At 67.2% G+C, this 19,322-nt stretch carries 18 protein-coding genes; 10 read left to right on the top strand and 8 right to left on the bottom strand.

What is annotated here, in order from left to right; genetic code table 11:
- Window positions 1-175: 175 nt before the first annotated feature.
- Entirely contained in the window at window positions 176-1,225 is a 1,050-nt protein-coding gene (locus tag DIE17_RS15950; protein ID WP_124520563.1) for a DUF3592 domain-containing protein, read from the top strand.
- Window positions 1,226-1,267: 42 nt separating this feature from the next.
- Here DIE17_RS15950 and DIE17_RS15955 read toward each other — a convergent pair whose 3' ends face one another.
- On the bottom strand, window positions 1,268-1,882 hold the full coding sequence (locus DIE17_RS15955; protein WP_124520564.1) for a CGNR zinc finger domain-containing protein: 615 nt from the start codon (window positions 1,880-1,882) through the stop codon (window positions 1,268-1,270).
- An 81-nt stretch (window positions 1,883-1,963) separates the two neighbouring features.
- Between DIE17_RS15955 and DIE17_RS15960 the strand changes: the two genes are divergently transcribed.
- Complete coding sequence (locus tag DIE17_RS15960) at window positions 1,964-2,779, top strand: alpha/beta fold hydrolase (RefSeq protein ID WP_124520565.1); 816 nt, start codon at window positions 1,964-1,966, stop codon at window positions 2,777-2,779.
- A 29-nt stretch (window positions 2,780-2,808) separates the two neighbouring features.
- Here the strand turns inward: DIE17_RS15960 and DIE17_RS15965 are convergent, their stop codons facing one another.
- The 3 genes from DIE17_RS15965 to DIE17_RS15975 are packed head-to-tail and all read right to left on the bottom strand — an operon-like array spanning window position 2,809 to window position 5,041.
- Window positions 2,809-3,567, bottom strand: a complete 759-nt coding sequence (locus tag DIE17_RS15965; protein ID WP_124486713.1) for an amino acid ABC transporter ATP-binding protein — start codon at window positions 3,565-3,567, stop codon at window positions 2,809-2,811.
- Window positions 3,564-4,244 carry an amino acid ABC transporter permease gene (locus tag DIE17_RS15970; protein WP_044847337.1) on the bottom strand — a complete coding sequence of 227 codons (681 nt, stop codon included), beginning with the start codon at window positions 4,242-4,244 and terminating at the stop codon, window positions 3,564-3,566. The genes DIE17_RS15965 and DIE17_RS15970 overlap by 4 nt, the downstream gene beginning before the upstream one ends.
- 14 nt (window positions 4,245-4,258) lie before the next feature.
- Window positions 4,259-5,041: an amino acid ABC transporter substrate-binding protein gene (locus DIE17_RS15975; protein WP_124520566.1), complete on the bottom strand. Its 783-nt coding sequence runs from the start codon at window positions 5,039-5,041 to the stop codon at window positions 4,259-4,261.
- Between the two features lie 326 nt (window positions 5,042-5,367).
- Between DIE17_RS15975 and DIE17_RS15980 the strand changes: the two genes are divergently transcribed.
- Window positions 5,368-5,643: a hypothetical protein gene (locus DIE17_RS15980; RefSeq protein WP_124486715.1), complete on the top strand. Its 276-nt coding sequence runs from the start codon at window positions 5,368-5,370 to the stop codon at window positions 5,641-5,643.
- Window positions 5,644-5,733: 90 nt separating this feature from the next.
- On the opposite strand, the gene phnY is transcribed toward DIE17_RS15980, so the two are convergent.
- Both phnY and phnA read right to left on the bottom strand, forming a co-directional pair.
- Window positions 5,734-7,188: a phosphonoacetaldehyde dehydrogenase gene (gene phnY / locus DIE17_RS15985; protein WP_124520567.1), complete on the bottom strand. Its 1,455-nt coding sequence runs from the start codon at window positions 7,186-7,188 to the stop codon at window positions 5,734-5,736.
- A gap of 27 nt (window positions 7,189-7,215) precedes the next feature.
- The gene (phnA, locus tag DIE17_RS15990) at window positions 7,216-8,454 is read right to left on the bottom strand and encodes a phosphonoacetate hydrolase (RefSeq protein WP_124520568.1); all 1,239 of its coding nucleotides are present in this window, start codon (window positions 8,452-8,454) and stop codon (window positions 7,216-7,218) included.
- 217 nt (window positions 8,455-8,671) lie between these two features.
- Here phnA and DIE17_RS15995 point away from each other — a divergent pair, with 217 nt between their 5' ends.
- The 7 genes from DIE17_RS15995 (at window position 8,672) to DIE17_RS16025 (ending at window position 16,034) form a co-directional block, all read left to right on the top strand.
- Window positions 8,672-9,727, top strand: a complete 1,056-nt coding sequence (locus DIE17_RS15995) for a putative 2-aminoethylphosphonate ABC transporter substrate-binding protein (RefSeq protein WP_124520569.1) — start codon at window positions 8,672-8,674, stop codon at window positions 9,725-9,727.
- Window positions 9,728-9,838: 111 nt separating this feature from the next.
- A complete protein-coding gene (locus DIE17_RS16000) occupies window positions 9,839-10,930 on the top strand; it encodes a putative 2-aminoethylphosphonate ABC transporter ATP-binding protein (RefSeq protein ID WP_124520570.1) in 1,092 nt (363 codons plus the stop codon).
- Entirely contained in the window at window positions 10,927-12,654 is a 1,728-nt protein-coding gene (locus DIE17_RS16005) for a putative 2-aminoethylphosphonate ABC transporter permease subunit (RefSeq protein WP_124520571.1), read from the top strand. Before DIE17_RS16000 ends, DIE17_RS16005 begins: the two co-directional genes overlap by 4 nt.
- Window positions 12,655-12,702: 48 nt before the next feature.
- The gene (locus DIE17_RS16010; protein WP_124486721.1) at window positions 12,703-13,833 is read left to right on the top strand and encodes a 2-aminoethylphosphonate--pyruvate transaminase; all 1,131 of its coding nucleotides are present in this window, start codon (window positions 12,703-12,705) and stop codon (window positions 13,831-13,833) included.
- 133 nt (window positions 13,834-13,966) lie between these two features.
- Window positions 13,967-15,355, top strand: a complete 1,389-nt coding sequence (locus DIE17_RS16015) for an FAD-dependent oxidoreductase (protein WP_124520572.1) — start codon at window positions 13,967-13,969, stop codon at window positions 15,353-15,355.
- A gap of 249 nt (window positions 15,356-15,604) precedes the next feature.
- The gene (locus DIE17_RS16020) at window positions 15,605-15,829 is read left to right on the top strand and encodes a hypothetical protein (RefSeq protein ID WP_124520573.1); all 225 of its coding nucleotides are present in this window, start codon (window positions 15,605-15,607) and stop codon (window positions 15,827-15,829) included.
- A 7-nt stretch (window positions 15,830-15,836) separates the two neighbouring features.
- A complete protein-coding gene (locus DIE17_RS16025) occupies window positions 15,837-16,034 on the top strand; it encodes a hypothetical protein (RefSeq protein ID WP_124520574.1) in 198 nt (65 codons plus the stop codon).
- 190 nt (window positions 16,035-16,224) lie between these two features.
- Here DIE17_RS16025 and DIE17_RS16030 read toward each other — a convergent pair whose 3' ends face one another.
- A complete protein-coding gene (locus tag DIE17_RS16030; RefSeq protein ID WP_044847361.1) occupies window positions 16,225-16,950 on the bottom strand; it encodes a phosphonate utilization associated transcriptional regulator in 726 nt (241 codons plus the stop codon).
- Window positions 16,951-17,145: 195 nt separating this feature from the next.
- On the bottom strand, window positions 17,146-19,317 hold the full coding sequence (locus DIE17_RS16035) for a phosphocholine-specific phospholipase C (protein ID WP_124520575.1): 2,172 nt from the start codon (window positions 19,315-19,317) through the stop codon (window positions 17,146-17,148).
- Window positions 19,318-19,322 lie beyond the last annotated feature (5 nt).

Consider the following 19,322-nt stretch of genomic DNA (forward strand, 5'->3'; position numbering starts at 1 on the left):
GGTCAGCGCAAGCTGACCGGCCTTTTTCCATTTCCGGCGCCGCCCGGCCTCGGCCCCTCCTCGCGACACGCAATCACATTGATGCCTCGCCGAGGTACTTTCCGCTAGAATCGTCCGACAAAATATCACACGACCGGGACGGCGATCGCCGTATCGCCGCCGGCACTGAGAGAGCATGGGACGTCAGACATGGAATCATGTGAACGAGACGCGACCATTCAGAGGGCATGGTCACGCCGACAACGGCACGCACATCGTGTCGCCTCCTTCCCCCGATCGCATCCGGGCCCGTCGCGTGACGCGCACTACGGATCCGGCCATGCCGCGTAAGGACGCGCTCGTCGCACTCGCGCTCGGCGTTGCGCTGCTCGTGGTCGCAGCCATGCTCGCCGTCACCGCGAGCCATGCGGCCGGCGACCTGATCCGTACGCCGGGCACGGTCGTGCGCATCGTGCAGGACAGCGACGCGATGCGTGCATACCGCCCGATCGTCGCCTATTTGGCGAACGACGGCCGCCGCCGCGAAGTCGCCGGCAATACCGCATCGGTGGTCCCGGCCTACGACATCGGCGAAAGCGTGGACGTCCTGGTCGATCCGGCCCATCCGAACCGTCCCGCACTGATCGACGATTTCACGCAACGCTGGTTGCCCGTCGCGGTGCCGGCGCTGCTTGCAGTCGCATCGCTGGCGATCGGCAGCCTGCTGTATGTGAGTGCGCGCCGCGGCCGGCAGGCCGACGCGCTGCCCGCGCCGGCCGCCCGCACAGGGGTCCGGCGCCGCTGGAACATCGCGATCGTGCTGATTCCGATCGCGATCGGCACCGGCTTCCTGGCCGGCGCCGGCGCCGCCGGGCTGCGCCAGTGGCAGATCGCCCGCCATTACGCGCACTCGACCGGCCATGTCGTCGAGATCGCCGAAACCGCCCAGTCGTCCCGCACGCGCACGTCGCTCTATTCGGCGACCATCGCGTTCACGACCGACAGCGGCCGCCCCGTCACGTTCGCGCAAGGCTCGACCTCGTCGCGCCCCGGACTGTACGAAGGCGAGGTGGTCGACGTGCTGTACGACCCCGTCACGCCCGAGCGCGCGGTCATCGACCGGTTCTGGGACCGGTGGGGGCTCACGGCCATCCTGTTCGCGATCGGCGCGCCGTTCCTCGTCGCCGGACTGTTCGTCGTCGGGGCGCTGTGGCCCGAGCCTCGGCCGCACGAACTCGCCGAATGACGAACGCGGAAAAACCGGGCCGTCAACGTCGCGACCACGGCTTCACCGCTCCCTGAACGCCTCCACCTTCGCTCGGTTGCCGCACGTGCGCATGTCGCACCAGCGGCGTCCGACGCCGCGGCCGCGATCGACGAAGAACCACGTACAGCGGCCGCACTGGCGCACGCGCGCGAAATCGTCGCCGCGCAGCAGATGCTCGAACCCGAGCGCGGCCGCGTCGATCCAGCGCGACGCGGCGCGCGCATCGGGCCGCCATGCGAAGCGGCCGTCGACCGCGTCGAATCTGCTGCGCCCGATCGCATCGCGAATCGCCTCGGCGAGCCGGTCCGCCGCTCGCGCGCCGGCACTGCCGCCTTCGCCGGCGGTCAGGTGCGCGAGCGCCGCATACGCATCCTCGCGAAAACCGTGCAGCGCGACGAGTTCGTCCGCGCCGTCCTGCCGGGGATGACGCAGAAACCGCGTCAGGTCGGCCTCCGCCAGCAACCCCGACTTCCCGGCCCAGGCACGCACGGCCGGCCAGTCGACGAGTTTGTCCTCATCGCGCGTCTTGCCCGTGTCGGCCACCGTGTTCAGGAAATCGAGCGCCGGATGGCCGCCGACGAAATCGGCCGCACGCCATGTATGCGCCGCTCGCGCAGGCTCGTGTCGAGTAACCATTTATTTTCACCTATCGGTTTCACATCCGAGCGAACAGGCGTAACCTGTTAACAACCAAAACAGGTTAGCACGGAGGCGCCGATGCTCGAGCTCGCCAATCGCTACAATTTTGAAGGTCACCGGATCGCATGGGGCACGCTCGGCGAAGGGCCGCCGCTCGTGCTCGTGCACGGGACGCCGTTCTCGTCGCAGGTGTGGCGCCGCATCGCGCCGTGGCTCGCACGGCGTCATCGCGTGTTCTTCTACGACCTGCTCGGCTACGGCCAGTCGGACATGCCCGACACGGACGTCTCGCTCGGCCGGCAGAACGTGCTGTTCGGCGCGCTGCTCGCCGAATGGAAACTTTCACGCCCGCGCGTACTCGCGCACGACTACGGCGGCGCAACCGTGCTGCGCGCGCATTTCCTCGACGGTATCGCGTATTCGGACCTGACACTCGTGAACCCCGTCGCGATCGCGCCGCAAGGCTCGCCGTTCGTGCGTCACGTCGCGCAGCACGAAGCCGCGTTCACCGGGCTGCCGGCGTACGCGCATCACGCACTCGTGTCGGCCTATATCGGCAATGCGGTCGCACGGCCGTTGAGCGACGACGTGCTGTCGATCTACCGCTCGCCGTGGCTCACGCCGGCCGGCCAGCCGGCGTTCTATCGGCAGATCGCGCAGATGCGCCAACGCTATATCGAGGAAGCCGAGGCCCGTTATGCGCCGCCGGACTTTCCGGTGCGCATCGTGTGGGGCGAGGACGACGCGTGGATTCCGCGCGAACAGGGGCAGGCGCTCGCCGATCGCATCACGGGCGGAAAGCTGATCCGCGTGCCGCGCGCGGGGCACCTGGTCCAGGAGGATGCGCCCGAGGCGATCGTCGCCGCGGTGCTCGACGCGCACGGACAGGATTGATCGCCCACGCAGCCGCGTAGCGTAGCAAATCAGAAGGCCGGCACGCCCTGCGCGAGCGTCGCGACGAACTTCGCGGTGCGCGGATCGCGCGGCCGCCCGAACAGCTCGCGCGACGCACCGGCCTCGACCACGCGGCCATCCGCGAGAAACACCGCATCGTGCGCGACCGACGCAGCCAGGCGCAGGTCGTGCGTGGCCATCAGCATCGTCGTGCCTTCCCGCGCGAGCTGGCGCAGCACTTCGACGACTTCGACGGACAATTCGGGATCGAGCGCGGACGTCGGCTCGTCGCACAGCAACACCTGCGGCGACGGCGCGAGCGCGCGTGCGATGGCCACGCGCTGCTGCTGGCCGCCCGACAACGTCGCGGGCCATGCGTCGGCCTTGTCGGCGATACCGACCTTGTCCAGCAACGCGAGCGCCCGTTCGCGCGCCTGCTCGCGCGGCCAGCGCTGCACGGTCACGAGCCCTTCCATCACGTTCTGCACGACGCTCAGGTGCGGAAACAACTGGAAGTTCTGGAACACCATGCCGGTCTGACGGCGCACCGCGAACACGTGATCGCGCGACGGGCGGCGCCCCGCCGCGAAGTCGATGCGGGCGTCGCCGACCGTGAGCGCGCCCGCCTCCGGCACTTCGAGCAGGTTCACGCAGCGCAGCAGCGTGCTCTTGCCGCTGCCGGACGGCCCGATCAACGCGGTCACGCTGCCGGGCTGCAATGCGAGGTCGATGCCGGTCAGCACGCGCTGCGCGCCGAACGACTTGTCGATGCGTTCGAGACGGATCATCGCAACTCCGCATGGAACAGCGCATGGCGCCCGAAGCGCAGCTCGAGCCGACGCTGCAGCGACGAGAGCACCGAGCTGAACAGCAGATAGATCAGCGCGGCTTCGGTATAGAGGATCAGCGGCTCGTAGGTGACGGCCGCGATGCGCTGCGCGGCCTGGAAGATCTCGGGAACGGTCAGCACGGCCGCGAGCGACGTGTCCTTTACCAGCGAGATGAACGAATTCGACAGCGCGGGCAGCGCGACGCGCGCGGCCTGCGGCAGGATCGCGCGGCGCAGCGCCTGCGCGCGCGTCATCGCCATCGAGTACGCGGCTTCCCACTGCCCTTTCGGGATCGATTCGATCACGCCGCGGATCACCTCGGCGTTGTACGCGCCGACGTTCAGCGAGAAGCCGATCACGGCGGCGGTCAGCGGATCGAGCACGATGCCGACGTTTGGCAGTCCGTAGAAGATCACGAACAGCTGCACGAGCAGCGGCGAGCCGCGAAACAGCCAGATGTAGAAACGTATGGCGGCCTGCGCCCAGCGCGGCCCGAACAGGCGCGCGAGCGCCGCGCCGAACGCGAGCAGCAGGCCGATCGCGAACGACGCGAGCGTGAGCGGAACCGTGAACACGAGCCCTGCCACCAGCAGGGGCCGCAGCGATTCCGCCATCAAGTGCAGCCAGGGCGGCATCGGTCAGCCTCGCGTCACGGCTGCGACACGTCGCGGCCGAAGTACTTCTGCGAGATCTTCGCGTAGGTGCCATCGGCCTTGATGTCCGCGAGCGCCTTGTCGATCGCCGCCACCAGCGCGGGACTGCCCTTGCGCAGCAGCACGCCCGATGCATCGCCGGCGCCGCTCGTGTCGGTCGCCGCGATCTTCAGTTTCGCGTCGGGCTTGTGCTTGCGGAAATCGAGGTACGACAGCGAATCGTTGATCGTCGCGTCGACGCGTCCCGCGCTCAGCAGGTCGATCGATTCGTTGAAGCCCTGCACGGGCACCACGTCCGCGCCGTGCGCGGCCGCGAGCTTGCCGAAATTGCTGGTCAGCGTGTTCGCGGATTTCTTGCCCTTCAGGTCGTCGAACGAGCGGATCGACGTGTTGTCCGCGCGCACGATCAGCACCGCGCGGGACGTGATGTACGGCGTCGAGAAATCGTATTTCGCCTTGCGCGCATCGGTGATCGACACTTCGTTGACGACCGCGTCATAGCGGTTCACGTCGAGGCCCGCGATCAGCCCGTCCCACTTGCCTTCGACGAACTCCGCCTTCACGCCGAGCCGTTGCGCGATCGCGCTCGCGATGTCGACGTCGAAGCCGGTCAGCTTGCCCGACGCATCGTGATACGTGAACGGCGCGTACGTGCCTTCGGTGCCGACCCGGAACACGCCGGCCGACTTGATCTGCGCGAGATCGTCGGCCGCCAGCGCGCTCGTGACGGCAGTGGCCTGCAGCAATGCGACGACCAGGATGGAGCGAAGGAATTTCATGGTGCGGACCCCGAACGATGGAAGGGAGTGGACCCGCCGGCCCGAACGGCCGCGCGAGAGGTCCGCGAATTCTACCGACGCGCCGATATCCGGCAAAAACGCAAATCCGCTAACGATATGAGCGCGTCGAATAACGCGCCGGCGAGCCGCGCCCATTCCGCAGACGAAATCCCACGCGATGCAGCGCGGCGATCGTCTGACGAACCGTTACCTGCGGTTACAGAAGCGACACTGCGGTATCACCCATTGGGCATGCGCTACGTACCATGAAGGCAGGTAAAACGATTGCTCGCGGGCCTGGTCCCCGCGGACGGAGTGAACGGCAAATGAGACGCATCCTGTTGTCCAGTGCCGTCGGCATCGCGGCCGCCTGCCTGTCGGCAAGTGCGTTCGCGCGTGCCGACGTCGGCGTGTATTTCGGCGTGCCGGGGCCCGTGATCGAGGCGCCGCCGCCTGTCTACTACGCGCCGCCGCCGCCCGTCGTGTACGAGCCGGCGCCGGTCTATTACGGCCCGTACTACGGCGAATACCGTTACCGCTACTACCGGCACGACAACGGCTGGCATCGCGGCTGGCGTCATCACCATCACGACGACGATTGACCGTCGCGAGGCGGCCGTCACGGCCGCCTCCCGCCATGGGGAAATTGCACGCGCCGGCCTTCGAGCCGGCGCGTGTGCATCACACACCGCCTACCACGGGAGCGAGTAGGTCTTCGTGTTCGTGAAGCTCTTCATCGCCTCCTGCACGCCTTCCTTGTAGCCGAGGCCCGAATCCTTCACGCCGCCGAACGGCGTCAGCTCGAGCCGGTAGCCCGGCACCTCGCGCACGTTCACGCTGCCGACTTCCAGCTCCGTGATGAAGCGCGTGATGCTGTCGAAGCGGTTCGTGCAGACCGACGACGACAACGCATAGTCGGTGCTGTTCGACATCCGGATCGCCTCGTCGATGTCGCGAAAACGCATGATCGGCGACACGGGCCCGAACGTCTCGTACTTCACGAGCGGCATGTCGGGCGTCACGCGATCGACGACCGTCGGCGAATACAGCGCGCCGTCGCGCACGTTGCCGACCAGCAGCCGCGCACCGCGCGCAATCGCGTCGTTCACCTGCTGCTCGCAGAACTTCGCGGCCGCTTCGTCGATCACGGTGCCCATGTCGACCGACGGATCGGCCGGGTTCCCGTAGGCCCACGCGCGGGTTTTCTCGACGACCAGCTCGGTGAAGCGATCGGCCACCGCCTCGTGCACGAGCATCCGCTTGATCGCGGTGCAGCGTTGCCCCGAGTTCTTGTACGAACCCGACACCGCCAGCGTGCTCGCTTCGTCGAGATCGGCGTCCTCCATCACGATGATCGGATCGTTGCCGCCGAGTTCCAGCACCGCGCGCCGGTAGCCCATCCGCGCCGCGATCGACTTGCCGATCGACACGCCACCGGTGAACGTGATCAGGTCGATCGCCGGATTCGTGATCAGCTCGTCGGCGATCTCCTTCGGGTCGCCGGTGATCACCTGCAGCATCTGCGGCGGCAGGCCGGCTTCATACAGGATGTCCGCGAACAGGTAGCACGACAGCGGCACCTTCTCCGACGGCTTCACGACGATCCGGTTGTTGGTCGCGACCGACGGCACGACCTTGTGCGCGACCTGGTTCATCGGATGGTTGAACGGCGTGATCGCGGAAATCACGCCGAGCAGCGGTTCGCGCTGCGTGTACACGCGGCGCTTCTTGCCGTGCGGCGTCAGATCGCACGAGAAGATCTGTCCGTCGTCCTTCAGCACTTCGCCCGCACCGAACGTGAGCACGTCGGCCACGCGCCCGGCTTCATACGTCGAATCCTTGATGCACAAGCCGGCCTCGGCCGTGATCAGCGCCGCGATCCCGGCGGTGCGCGCACGCACGATGTCGGCCGCGCGGCGCAGGATCGCCGCGCGTTCGTGGCGCGTGAGCGACGGCCGGTACGCACGCGCGACCGCGAATGCGCGCCGCACGTCGTCGAGCGTCGCCTTCGGCACGGTGCCGACGAGCGAGCCGTCGTACGGGTTGCGTACCTCGATCACCGCATCGCGCTGAATCCTTTCACCATCGATTCGCAGTGCTTCACGATGAACCGTGCGAACCTTCGTCGATGCTGCAATGGCGTTCATGAGTGTCTCCTGGCGGATGCGTCCGCGTCACTGCAGATGGTTGAGCGCGATGTCGATGATGTCGAAGTTGCGCAGCCGCGCGCGGCCCGCGACGTCGGTCGCGACCGGCTTGCTGAAGATCAGCGGCACGATCTGCTCGGAGATCCCGCCGTGCGAGCGCAGCGGCACGTCGAGGCCCGACAGGTCGTGCTTGATGCGGCGCGTGCCGAGCACGACGTCCTGCTTCGAGATCACGATCAGGTCGCCCATCCGCTCGGGCGGCAGCTCGAAGCGCGCGCAGCCTTCGGCGCCCGTCAGCACGACCTCGATGCCGTCCACCGCGGCGAGCCGCGCGCGCAGCGCGTCGGGATCGGCGTCGTCCGGCACGTAGACGGTCGCGAACGAGCCGAGCGCGCCGTGGTGCACGACGTACGGATCGGTGATCGGCAGGATCACGCGCGCCGCGTCGTGGCCGAGCCAGTCGTCGAACAGCTCCTGCAGATAGATCACGTTCGGCTCGCCGGTCTCGCCGTCGTGCTTCGCGTTCATCCCGTGGTCGGCCGTGATCGCGACGATCGCGCCGAGTTCGTCGAGCCGCTTCAGGTACGCGTCCATCATCTGGTAGAACGCGTTCGCGCCGTCGGTGCCGGGCGCGCACTTGTGCTGCACGTAATCGGTCGTCGACAGGTACATCAGGTCGATCGGGCGCGTCTCGAGCAGGCGCACGCCGGCCGCGAACACGAACTCCGACAGGTCCGCGCTGTACACGCTCGGCACCGGCTTGCCGACCAGCTCGAGCACGTTGTCGATGCCGTTTTCCTCGAGGCTCGCCTCGTCGGCCTTCTCCGACGAGAAGCAGATGCCTTTGAGCCCCTTGCCCAGCAGGCGGCGCAGCTTGTCCTTCGCGGTGACGACCGCGACGCGCGCGCCCTGTTCCGCGAAGGTCGCGAGCACGGTGGGCGCGACCAGGTACTTCGGATCGTTCATCAGCACCTCGGCGCCGGTGTCGCGATCGTAGAAGTAGTTGCCGCTTATCCCGTGGATCGCCGGCGGCACGCCGGTAACAATCGACAGGTTGTTCGGGTTCGTGAAGCTCGGCACCACGCACTCGCCCTTGAGCGCCGTGCCCGGCTTCAGCAGCGTGCGCAGGAACGGCGCGACGCCGGCCTCGGCCGCCATCTCGAGATACTCATAGGCGCAGCCGTCGACGCAGACCACCACCACGGGGCGGCGCATCCAGTTGTAGCGGCGGCCGTTCACTTCCACGGATACAGGCGTTTCAGTCATGACGTTCAGTCCTTTCGGTTCGAAGGGGTTGAGCTGTCGGCGCCCGCGCCGCGCCGAGGAGGTGTTTTCCATGCTTGACATTAAAATTGATGATTTGTAGATTGTCAACAACATGCAGAGAACAGAAAGCAAAAGACGGAAACACGAGGCAGTACGAAGAGGGCTGGTCTCCACTCATCCGCCGCATGCCGCGGCGCCACGGTCAAGGGGTCTGAAGATGAACGAAGTGCCGGTACAGAAGCGTTTCAATGCATGGGCGACGGGCGCGGCGCGCGTCGCGCTGGCCGCCGCGGTCGCGCTCGGCGCGGCGCAGGCGGCGCATGCGAAGACGTCGCTGCTCGTCTACACCGCGCTGGAGGACGAGGCGATGAAGCCCTACAAGGACGCCTTCGAGAAAGCGAACCCCGACATCGAGATCCGCTGGGTGCGCGACTCGACCGGCTCGGTCACCGCGAAGCTGCTCGCGGAGAAGAACAACCCGCGCGCGGACGTCATCCTCGGCCTCGCCGCATCGAGCCTCACGCTGCTCGACCTGCAGGGGATGCTGATGCCGTATGCGCCGAAGGGCTTCGACCAGCTCACGCGCAAGTACAGCGACGCGAACACGCCGCCGCACTGGGTCGGCATGGACGTGTGGGGCGCGACGATCTGCTACAACCGCGTCGCCGCGCAGGCGAAGAACATCCCGAAGCCGACGTCGTGGGAAGACCTGACGAAGCCGGTCTACAAAGGCGCGATCGTGATGCCGAGCCCGGTGTCGTCGGGCACCGGCTATCTCGACGTCACCGCGTGGCTGCAGACCTTCGGCGACGACCGCGGCTGGAAATTCATGGACGCGCTCGACAAGAACGTCGCGCAGTACGTACATTCGGGCTCGAAGCCGTGCACGCTCGCCGGCACCGGCGAATTCCCGATCGGCATCTCGTTCGAGTTCCGCGGTCATGAACTGCAGGCGCAGGGCGCGCCGATCGATCTCGTGTTCCCGAAGGAAGGGCTCGGCTGGGACATGGAAGGCACCGCGATCATGAAGACGACCAGGCAGCCCGACGCCGCGAAGAAACTCGCGGACTTCATGGCGAGCAAGGACGCGAACCAGATCACCGCGCGCTGGTGGGCGATCGTCGCGTACCCGGGCGTCGCGCGCAAGCTGGCCGGCATCCCCGACAACTACGCGGACCTGCTCGTGAAGAACGACTTCGTGTGGTCGGCGAAGAACCGTCAGTCGATCCTCGATACCTGGCAGAAGCGCTACGGGGCGAAAGCACAGCAATGACGCGGCGATAACGCCGCACCAGGCAGCGGGGCCGCGACACGCGCCGCCCCGCCTCCCTTCCGATCGTCGTATCCGGCCCGCATCCGGGCCGCCCGCAGCGTGGAGGCGTGCATGGCACCCTATCTGAGCGTAGAACGCATCGAAAAGCGGTACAACGACACACAGGTCCTCACCGACATCAACCTCAGCGTGATGAAGGGCGAGATGATCTGCTTCCTGGGGCCGTCCGGCTGCGGGAAAACCACGCTGCTGCGGATCATCGCGGGGCTCGAGGCGCAAAGCGCCGGCCACATCATGCAGGACGGCCGCGACATCTCGCGGCTGCCGCCGCAACTGCGCGACTACGGGATCGTGTTCCAGTCGTACGCGCTGTTTCCGAACCTCACCGTCTTCGACAACGTCGCGTACGGGCTCGTGAACCGCAGGATGAAGCGCGACGCGATCCACGAGCGCGTGCATACGCTGCTCGCGCTGGTCGGCCTGCCCGACAGCCATCGCAAGCATCCCGGTCAGTTGTCCGGCGGCCAGCAGCAGCGCATCGCACTCGCGCGCGCGCTCGCGACGTCGCCCGGCCTGCTGCTGCTCGACGAGCCGCTGTCGGCACTCGATGCGCGCGTGCGCGTGCGGCTGCGCCAGGAGATCCGCGCGCTGCAGCAGCGGCTCGGCGTGACGACGATCATGGTCACGCACGACCAGGAAGAGGCGCTGTCGATGGCCGACCGCATCGTCGTGATGAATCACGGCGTGATCGAGCAGATCGGCACGCCGCTCGAAATCTACCGCCAGCCCGCGTCGCCGTTCGTCGCGGACTTCATCGGCCGCGTCAACACGATCCCCGCCGAAGTCGCGCAGGACGGCACGCTGCGCGCGGGCGGCATCGGCTTCGACTGCCGGCATGGCGCGAACCGGCCGGCCCAGGGCGCGGCCGTGTCGGTCTACGTGCGGCCCGAGGATCTGCGCATCCGCATTCCGGGCGAGACGGCCGACAACGTGCTGGCCGGCCGCGTCGAGAAGCTCGAGTTCCTCGGCGCGTTCTGTCGCGTGAGCTTCCGGATCGACGGGCTCGACGGCCAGGAAGTCGTCGCCGACCTGTCGTATCACGACGTCGACCGCACCGGCGTGCAGGCCGGCGCACGCATCGACCTCGCGCTCGATCGCGAGCATGTCCGCGTGTTCCCGAGCGCGAAGGAGCGACTGCAATGAGCGCCGTCCTCACCGAACGCCGCCGCGGCGCGGCCGCCTCCGCCGACGTGCGGCAGCTCACGCACTGGCACGACCGCCTCGCACAGCTCGCGCTCGTCGCGATGGCCGCGCTGATGTCGCTGTTCCTGCTGCTGCCGCTCGCGCTCGTCGTGCAGAAATGCTTCGTCGATACGGACGGCCGCTTCGTCGGCGCACACAACTTCGTCGAGTATCTCGAGGACAGCGGCGTGCTGCGCTCGATGCTTCATTCGCTGACGGTCGGCGCGCTCGTCACGATGATCGTCGTGCCGATGGCGTTCACGTTCGCGTATGCGCTGACACGCTCGTGCATGCCGCTGAAGAACGCAGCACGCACGATCGCGCTACTGCCGCTGCTCGCGCCGACGCTGCTGTCCGCCGTGTCGTTCATCTACTGGTTCGGCAACGCGGGGCTGCTCAAGCCGCTGCTGCACGGCCACTCGATCTACGGACTGCCGGGGATCGTGCTGAGCATGGTGTACGCATCGTTTCCGCACGTGCTGATGATCCTCGTCACCGCGCTGTCGCTCGCGGACGGCCGGCTCTACGAAGCCGCCGACGCGATGGGCACGAGCCGCGTGCGCAAGTTCTTCACGATCACGCTGCCGGGCGCGAAGTACGGGCTGATCAGCGCGACGATGGTGGCCTTCACGATGTGCATCAACGACTTCGGCGTGCCGGTCGTGATCGGCGGCTCGTACAACGTGCTGTCGACCGACATCTACAAGCTGATCATCGGGCTGCAGGACTTCAACCGCAGCGCGGTCGTGAGCCTGATGCTGCTGTGCCCGGCGCTGGTCGCGTTCGGTGTCGACTTCTTCATCCGCCGCCGCCAGCAGTCGCAGCTCGGCGCGCGCTCGACGCCGTACCAGCCGAAGCCGTCACGCGGATTCGACGCCGCGATGCTCGCGTACTGCGCATTGGTGTGCGCGTTCTTCATCGCGGTGGTCGGCATCTCGGTGTTCGCGTCGTTCGTGAAGTTCTGGCCGTACCAGATGAGCGTCGGGCTGCAGCACTACGAGATGGGACTGATCGGCGCCGGCATCTTCGACGCGTACAAGAACAGCCTGCGGATGGCCGCGACCGTCGCGCTCGGCGGCACGATCGTCGTGTTCGGCGGCGCCTACCTGATCGAGAAGACCCGCGGCGCACGCTGGCTGCGCGGCTTCATCAGCCTGTGCGCGATCCTGCCGATGGGCGTGCCGGGCCTCGTGCTCGGCATCAGCTACATCTTCCTGTTCAACGCGCCCGGCAATCCGCTCAACGGGCTGTACGGGTCGCTGTGGCTGCTCGCGATCGTCACGGTCGTCCACTACTACGCGTCGAGCCACCTGACCGCCGTCACCGCGCTGCGGCAGATCGACAGCGAGTTCGAGGCCGTGTCCGCGTCGCTGAAGGTGCCGTTCTACAAGACCTTCCTGCGCGTGACCGTGCCCGTGTGCCTGCCCGCGATCCTGCTGATCGCGCGCTACCTGTTCGTCAACGGGATGACGACGGTCTCCGCCGTCGCGTTCCTGTACTCGCCGGACACGCAGCCCGCCTCCGTCGCGATCCTGAACCTCGACGACGCGGGCCAGATGGGTCCGGCCGCCGCGATGGCGACGCTCGTGCTCGCGACCTCGTCGTTCGCGTGCGTGCTGTTCGCCTGCATCTCGCACCGCCTGTTGCGCCGCACGCAGGCCTGGCGCACCCCGCACCGCCGCTGATCCGTTCGCCGCATTCACGTGACGTCCCGACTTCACCAAGGAGACACCATGACGCTCGCCACCCAGCCCATCCTGCTCACCCCCGGCCCCCTGACGACCTCGGAGCGCACGCGCGACGCGATGCTGCGCGACTGGGGTTCGTGGGACAGCGACTTCAACGCGATCACCGCACGGCTGCGCGAACGGCTGCTGCAGATCGTGCACGGCGAAGGCACGCACGAATGCGTGCCGCTGCAGGGTAGCGGCACGTTCTCGGTCGAGGCGGCGATCGGCACGCTCGTGCCGCGCGACGGCCACGTGCTGGTGCCGAACAACGGCGCGTACTGCCAGCGCCTCGCGAAGATCTGCCGCGTGCTCGGCCGCAAGCTCACGACGATCGACTACAGCGAGGACCGCCGCGTCGATCCGGCCGACGTCGAGCGCGCGCTCGCCGGCGATCCGACCATCACGCACGTCGCGCTCGTGCACTGCGAAACCGGCGCCGGCGTGCTGAACCCGCTGCACGAGGTCGCGCAGGTCGTCGCGAAACACGGCCGCGGGCTGATCGTCGACGCGATGAGCTCGTTCGGCGCGATCGACATCGATGCGCGCACGACGCCGTTCGACGCGGTGATCGCCGCGTCGGGCAAGTGCCTCGAAGGCGTGCCGGGGCTCGGCTTCGTGATCGCGAAGCGCACCGCGCTCGAACGCTGCGAAGGCAACAGCCATTCGCTCGCGATGGACCTGTACGACCAGTGGGTCTACATGCAGCGCACGACGCAGTGGCGCTTCACGCCGCCCACGCACGTGGTTGCGGCGCTCGATGCGGCCGTCGCGCAATACGTCGACGAAGGCGGGCTCGCCGCGCGCGGCGGCCGCTACCAGCGCAACACGCGCGCGCTGATCGACGGAATGCGCGCGCTCGGGTTCCGGCCGTTCCTCGATTCCGCGATCCAGGCACCGATCATCGTCACGTTCCATGCGCCGGACGATCCGAACTACGACTTCAAGCGGTTTTATCAGGAGGTCAAAAAGCGCGGCTACATTCTGTATCCGGGCAAGCTGACCGAGGTCGACACGTTCCGCGTCGGCTGCATCGGCCACTTCGGCGAGGCCGGCATTCCAGGCGCGGTCGCCGCGATCGCCGACACGCTGAAGGCGATGGGCGTGCGGCGCGTGTCGGCCGAAGCGGCGGCCTGACGCGCTGCATCCGCCGTACCGCGGCGCGCGGCCGGTCGCCGTGCGTTGCGGTGCGGCGGGTTCGCTTTCGTTTTGCGTTTTACCGCCGTGTGCGGCACGGCAATTCTCTCGACCCTTACCGGCACGACATCCGATGCGACCCTTCTGGATCGAACAAGCACTGTTCAACGACGGCGATCTCGCCCCCGCGCTGCAGGGCACGATAGAGGCCGACGTCTGCATCGTCGGCGGCGGCTTCACGGGGCTCTGGACCGCGATCCAGGCGAAGCAGCAGAACCCGGCGCTCGACATCGCGATACTCGAGGCCGACCTGTGCGGCGCCGGCGCGAGCGGGCGCAACGGCGGGTGCCTGCTCACGTGGTCAGCCAAATTCCTGACGCTGCGGCGCCTGTTCGGCGAAGCGGAGGCGATCCGGCTCGTGAAGGCGTCGGAGGCGGCCGTCCAGCACATCGCCGACTTCTGTCGCACGCATCGCATCGATGCCGAACTGCGGCTCGACGGCACGCTGTACACCGCGACGTCGCGCGCGCAGGTCGGCACGCTCGCGCCGGTGCTCGACGCGCTCGCCGCGTGCGGTATCCACAGCTACGAGCCGCTGCCGGCAGCTGAAGTCGCGCGCCGTTCGGGCTCGGCCCGCAATCTCGACGGCGTGTACTCGCCGATCGCCGCGACCGTGCATCCGGGCAAGCTCGTGCGCGGGCTGCGCCGCGTCGCGCTCGAGATGGGGATCCGGATCTACGAGCGCACGCCGCTCGTCGACTTCACGCCAGGGCAGCCGGCCGTCGTTCGGACGCCGTCCGGCAGCGTGCGCGCCGGCAAGCTGGTGTTCGCGATCAACGCGTGGATGGCGAGCCGTTTCCCGCAGTTCGAGCGCACGATCGCGGTCGTGTCGAGCGACATGGTCATCACCGAGAAATGCCCGGAACTGCTGGAACGGACCGGGCTCGTCGACGGCGTGTCGGTGCTCGATTCGCGGATCTTCGTGTACTACTACCGCACGACCGCCGACGGCCGGCTGATGCTCGGCAAGGGCGGCAACACGTTCTCGTGGCGCAGCCGCATCGCGCCGGTGTTCGACCGGCGCTCGCCGTACGAGGCGCAGCTCTCGCAGAGCCTGCGCGAATTCTTCCCGTCGCTCGCGGGCGTGCCGGTCACCGCGAGCTGGAACGGCCCGTCGGACCGCTCGGTGACGGGCTTCCCGTTCTTCGGCCGCCTCGATGGCGCGCCGAACGTGTTCTACGGCTTCGGCTATTCAGGCAACGGCGTCGGGCCGACCTACATGGGCGGGCAGATCCTGTCGTCGCTGGTGCTCGGCCTCGACAACGCGTGGACGCGCAGCCCGATCGTGCGCGGCCCACTCGGCCATTTCCCGCCGGAGCCGATCCGCTATGTGGGCGCGCACGTGGTGCGCAATGCGATTCGTCGCAAGGAGCGTGCGGAAGACGAAAGCCGGCGGCCGGCGATGGTCGATACGTGGCTCGCGAAGTTCGCGAGCGCGGCGGGGAAGGCGGACAAGGCGTGATGGCGGGCGCCATGCAATAAAGGGGCAAGTAACGCACAGCGCTCGTGAACGTTGCGGCATCGCCAATTTTTATCGAAACGCGTGTATCACCTCACCAGATCGCGAACACGCGAAAACCTTCGATAGAACAAGTCAAATCACCAGCGTGGCGTCTTCTCTCGAACCGGCGGCGCTGCATGCAAATAGCCGCATGAATATAGGACGCGTCCTGCCGCACACGATCCATATCTTCGGGTCCACGATTCCAACATGCCGCTATCGGGTTCGATGGAGTCGTACGAGCAGAAAACGTTCGAAGCGGGGCGTTGCATCGATAGCGTCTTGAATTATCTGCATTGCCAACAAATCGGCATGCAACGCGATACCATCGACTCCCTCATCAACTCGTCCGACGACATCCGAAGAAATGACACGGTTTCTTCTATTGCCCGCACTCATCGTGATGATCAGCGCATGCTCGAAACACATAGATGAAAAATGGATGGCGCTTCAAGACATGCCTGCCTTCGCCGAGCCGAATGACGATCGAACCCAGCCCGTCTTTACGATCAAGAAAGGCGAATCCTGCGTGCCATTGACGGATCGCGCCGCAAAAATTTACGCCTACACACAGGTGAGCTGCGAGACTGGCACCGGCTGGGTTCTGGACGATCTCTTCGATAAACGGAGCGGCAAATGATCAACGCGCCGACGATCACCACCATCGGCTCGGATCTCGTCACCTTCGGCGGGAACTGAACCCGTCAGGCGCGACGAACATCACGCACCGCAAGTAACCGCGCCAGCGATGCAAAAAACAAAAGGCGCTGACCGATCGGTTCAGCGCCCTGTCGCCATCGACGCGCGGTGAAACCCGCGCCGCAACCCGCTCACGCGCCGGCTTTCTCCCGCGCCGCCTTCCCCGCCGCAGGCAACCCCTGCTCGTGCGTGCGGCGCATCCGCGCGAGGCCGTGCGCGACATGCTCGCGCACCAGTGCGACCGCCTTCTCCTCGTCGCCGCTCGCGAGCGCCTGCACGATCTTGTCGTGCTCGGCCGCCGACACCGCGATCGCATCCTCCTCGGCCTCGATCGCGGCCTGGCGCAGCAGCCCGAGCTGGCGCACGAGCCGGCGATAGGTGTCGGTGAGATGCGTATTGCCGACGCCGACCACCATCGCGTCGTGGAACTGCACGTTCAGCTCGGTATAGCGCGTGACGTCGTGCGTCTTCGCGGCATCCTTCATCGACTGGATGATGCCCTTCAGCACCTTCAGCGTGTCGGGCGAAATGCGTTTCGCGAGCGCGCGCGCGACCGACTCGTCGAGCATCGCGCGCACTTCGTAGATCTCTTCGGCCTCGCGCAGCGGCACGACGCGCACCGTCACGCCGCGGTTCTTCTCGTTGCGCAGCAGCCCGGCCTGCTCGAGCGCGCGGAATGCTTCGCGCACGGGGCCGCGCGACACGTTCAGCTTCGTCGCGATATCGACTTCGTTGAGCTTCTCGCCCGGCGCATATTCGCCGGACACGATCGCGCGCTCGAGCATGTCCTGGACAATCATCGCGAGCGACTGGCTTTGCAGGAGTTCGATGGCGTTGAGCGCGTTCGGGGCAGTCATGGTCGGGCAGGCAGCGACGCTGCGGAAGAAAAACGAGGGCGCCATGTCGGCGAATGATCGTTATATACCCTCGGCCCGATATATTGTCAACAGTTTTCAGTTTCCAAAAACCGGTTCCGCGTGCCGGAATGCAACCGGCACGCGGCATCGTGCGGCCGGCGTGAGCACGCCGAACCGCTCGATGCGGGCCCGCCGTCAGGCCGTCTGCTTCACCGGCCCCGGGTCGCTCTGGCTCGGCCGCCCCGTCTCGACGTGGCCCGCGAAGCGGCGCACGACCTTGTCGTCGCCACCGCGCAGCGTGGTCGCGGTGATCGTCAGATCGTACCAGCCGTGGCTCGACGACAGCTCGAAGTGATCCTCGATGCGCTCGCCCGGCTCCAGCGTGTAGCTGCGCGCATGCGCATGGCTGTACGCGTTGTCGACGACCACGCGGCACGCCGCGCCGCCGCTGTTGCGCAGCTGCAGGTACACGTGGCGGTTGCGCACGTCGTAGCCGATCTTCGCTTCCGGGTTCGCGTGGCGGCCGTCCGCGGCCAGCCGCGTGTTGCCCTGGAATTCGCACAGATAGCCGTTCGGGCCATAGGCGGCGAGATGGTAGTCGCCGCGCGCGGCCGACGTGCTCCAGGTATCGGCGAAGCGGTCGTGCGAGGACACCGCGTAACGGCGCGGCGGCGTCGCCGGATTGCGGCGGTCGTACACGTAGAATGCGGCGCCCGCGTCACCCGAATTCGCGAAATCGAGCGACACGCTGTCGTCGCGGCCGTTCACGCGGGCATGCACGAACAGCTCGTACGGCAGCGCCCGCGCCGGACGCGTGCCGGGCTCCTGCGCCGGCATCGACTGCTGCGCGGGCACCTGGTACGCCTGGCCGGCCGTCTGGATGTGCTGCGGCACCGTGAAGCTCACCGTGCGCGTATCGGGTCGCGCGGAGAAATCGAATGCCGACGTGAGGTCGCCGCAGACCGAGCGGCGCCACGCGCTGATGTTCGGCTCCTGCACGCCGAAGCGCGCTTCGAGGAAACGCAGCACCGACGTGTGGTCGAACGTCTCCGAGCAGACCCAGCCGCCCTTCGTCCAGGGCGAGATGATGATCAGCGGCACGCGCGGCCCGAGGCCGATCGGCTGGATGCCGCCCGGGTCCGCACCCGGCACGAGCGGGCTCATCTCGCCCGGGTACTTGTTCAGGTCGAGCAGCTCGTCGCCGAGGTTCGACAGCAGGTTCGACGACACGATGCCCTGGCCGCCCACGCCGCTCCTGACCGGCGGCACCGGCGGCACGACGTGGTCGAACAGCCCGTCGTTTTCGTCGTAATTGAGGATGAACACCGTCTTCGCCCACACCTCCGGGTTCGACGTCAGCGCCTCGAGCACCATGTTGATGTAGAACGCGCCGTCGGTCGGCGACGCCTGCGGGTGTTCGCTGTACTTGTACGGCGACACGATCCACGACACCTGCGGCAGCCGGTTCGCCTGCACGTCGGCCTTCAGCTCGGCGAGCGTGTGGTCCGACGCGCCCTTGTCGACCAGCGGGCCGCTCGCGCCTTCCTTCACCTGGAAGCGCTTGAAGAACATCAGCGAGTTGTCGGTGTAGTTGTCCGTCGGGTCGCCCGGGATGCCCGTGCCGCCCTGGTACAGCTTCCAGCTGATCTTCGCGTTCTCGAGGCGTTCCGCGTAGGTCGTCCACGTGTAGCCGTTCGTGTTGTTGCGCTCGCCGATGCCGGGGCCGTTCGGCTGCGTGCCGTAGACGTTGCGCGAATCGATCGTGCCGGTCCACAGGTAGATGCGGTTCGGCGCCGTGTCGGCGTGCGCGGAGCAGAAGTACGAATCGCAGATCGTGAACGCGTCGGCGAGCGCGTAGTGGTACGTGAGGTCCTGGCGCTTCAGGTAGCCCATCGTCAGCACGTCCTGCTTCTGGTTCACCCACTGGTCCCACTGGCCGTTGTTCCAGGACAGGTGGCCGCTGCTCCAGCCGTGGTTGGTGCCCGGCTGGAATTCGGTCGTCTGCTTCGGGTCGAGGTAGAACGGCAGCACGTACGGCGCGGACGGGTCGAGCCCGCGCGAGTGGTAGTTCTTCGTGAACACCGACGCCGGCGGCTGCTGCCACACCGGCGCGCCGCTCGGCAGCAGGTGCGGGCGCGGGTCGTTGAAGCCGCGCACGCCGCGCAGCCCGCCGAAGTAATGGTCGAACGAGCGGTTTTCCTGCATGAAGATCACGACGTGTTCGACGTCGCGGATCGTGCCGGTGCGATAGGCGGCCGGCATCGCGAGCGCCTTGCGGATCGCCGGCGGGAAGCCGGCGTAGGCGGCCATCGCGCCGGCCGACTGGGCGGCGAGGCGCAGGAAATCGCGTCGATTGGTGGCGGACATGAGGA

Origin of the sequence: Burkholderia sp. Bp9099 (assembly GCF_003857805.1) — a bacterium.
GTDB lineage: Bacteria > Pseudomonadota > Gammaproteobacteria > Burkholderiales > Burkholderiaceae > Burkholderia.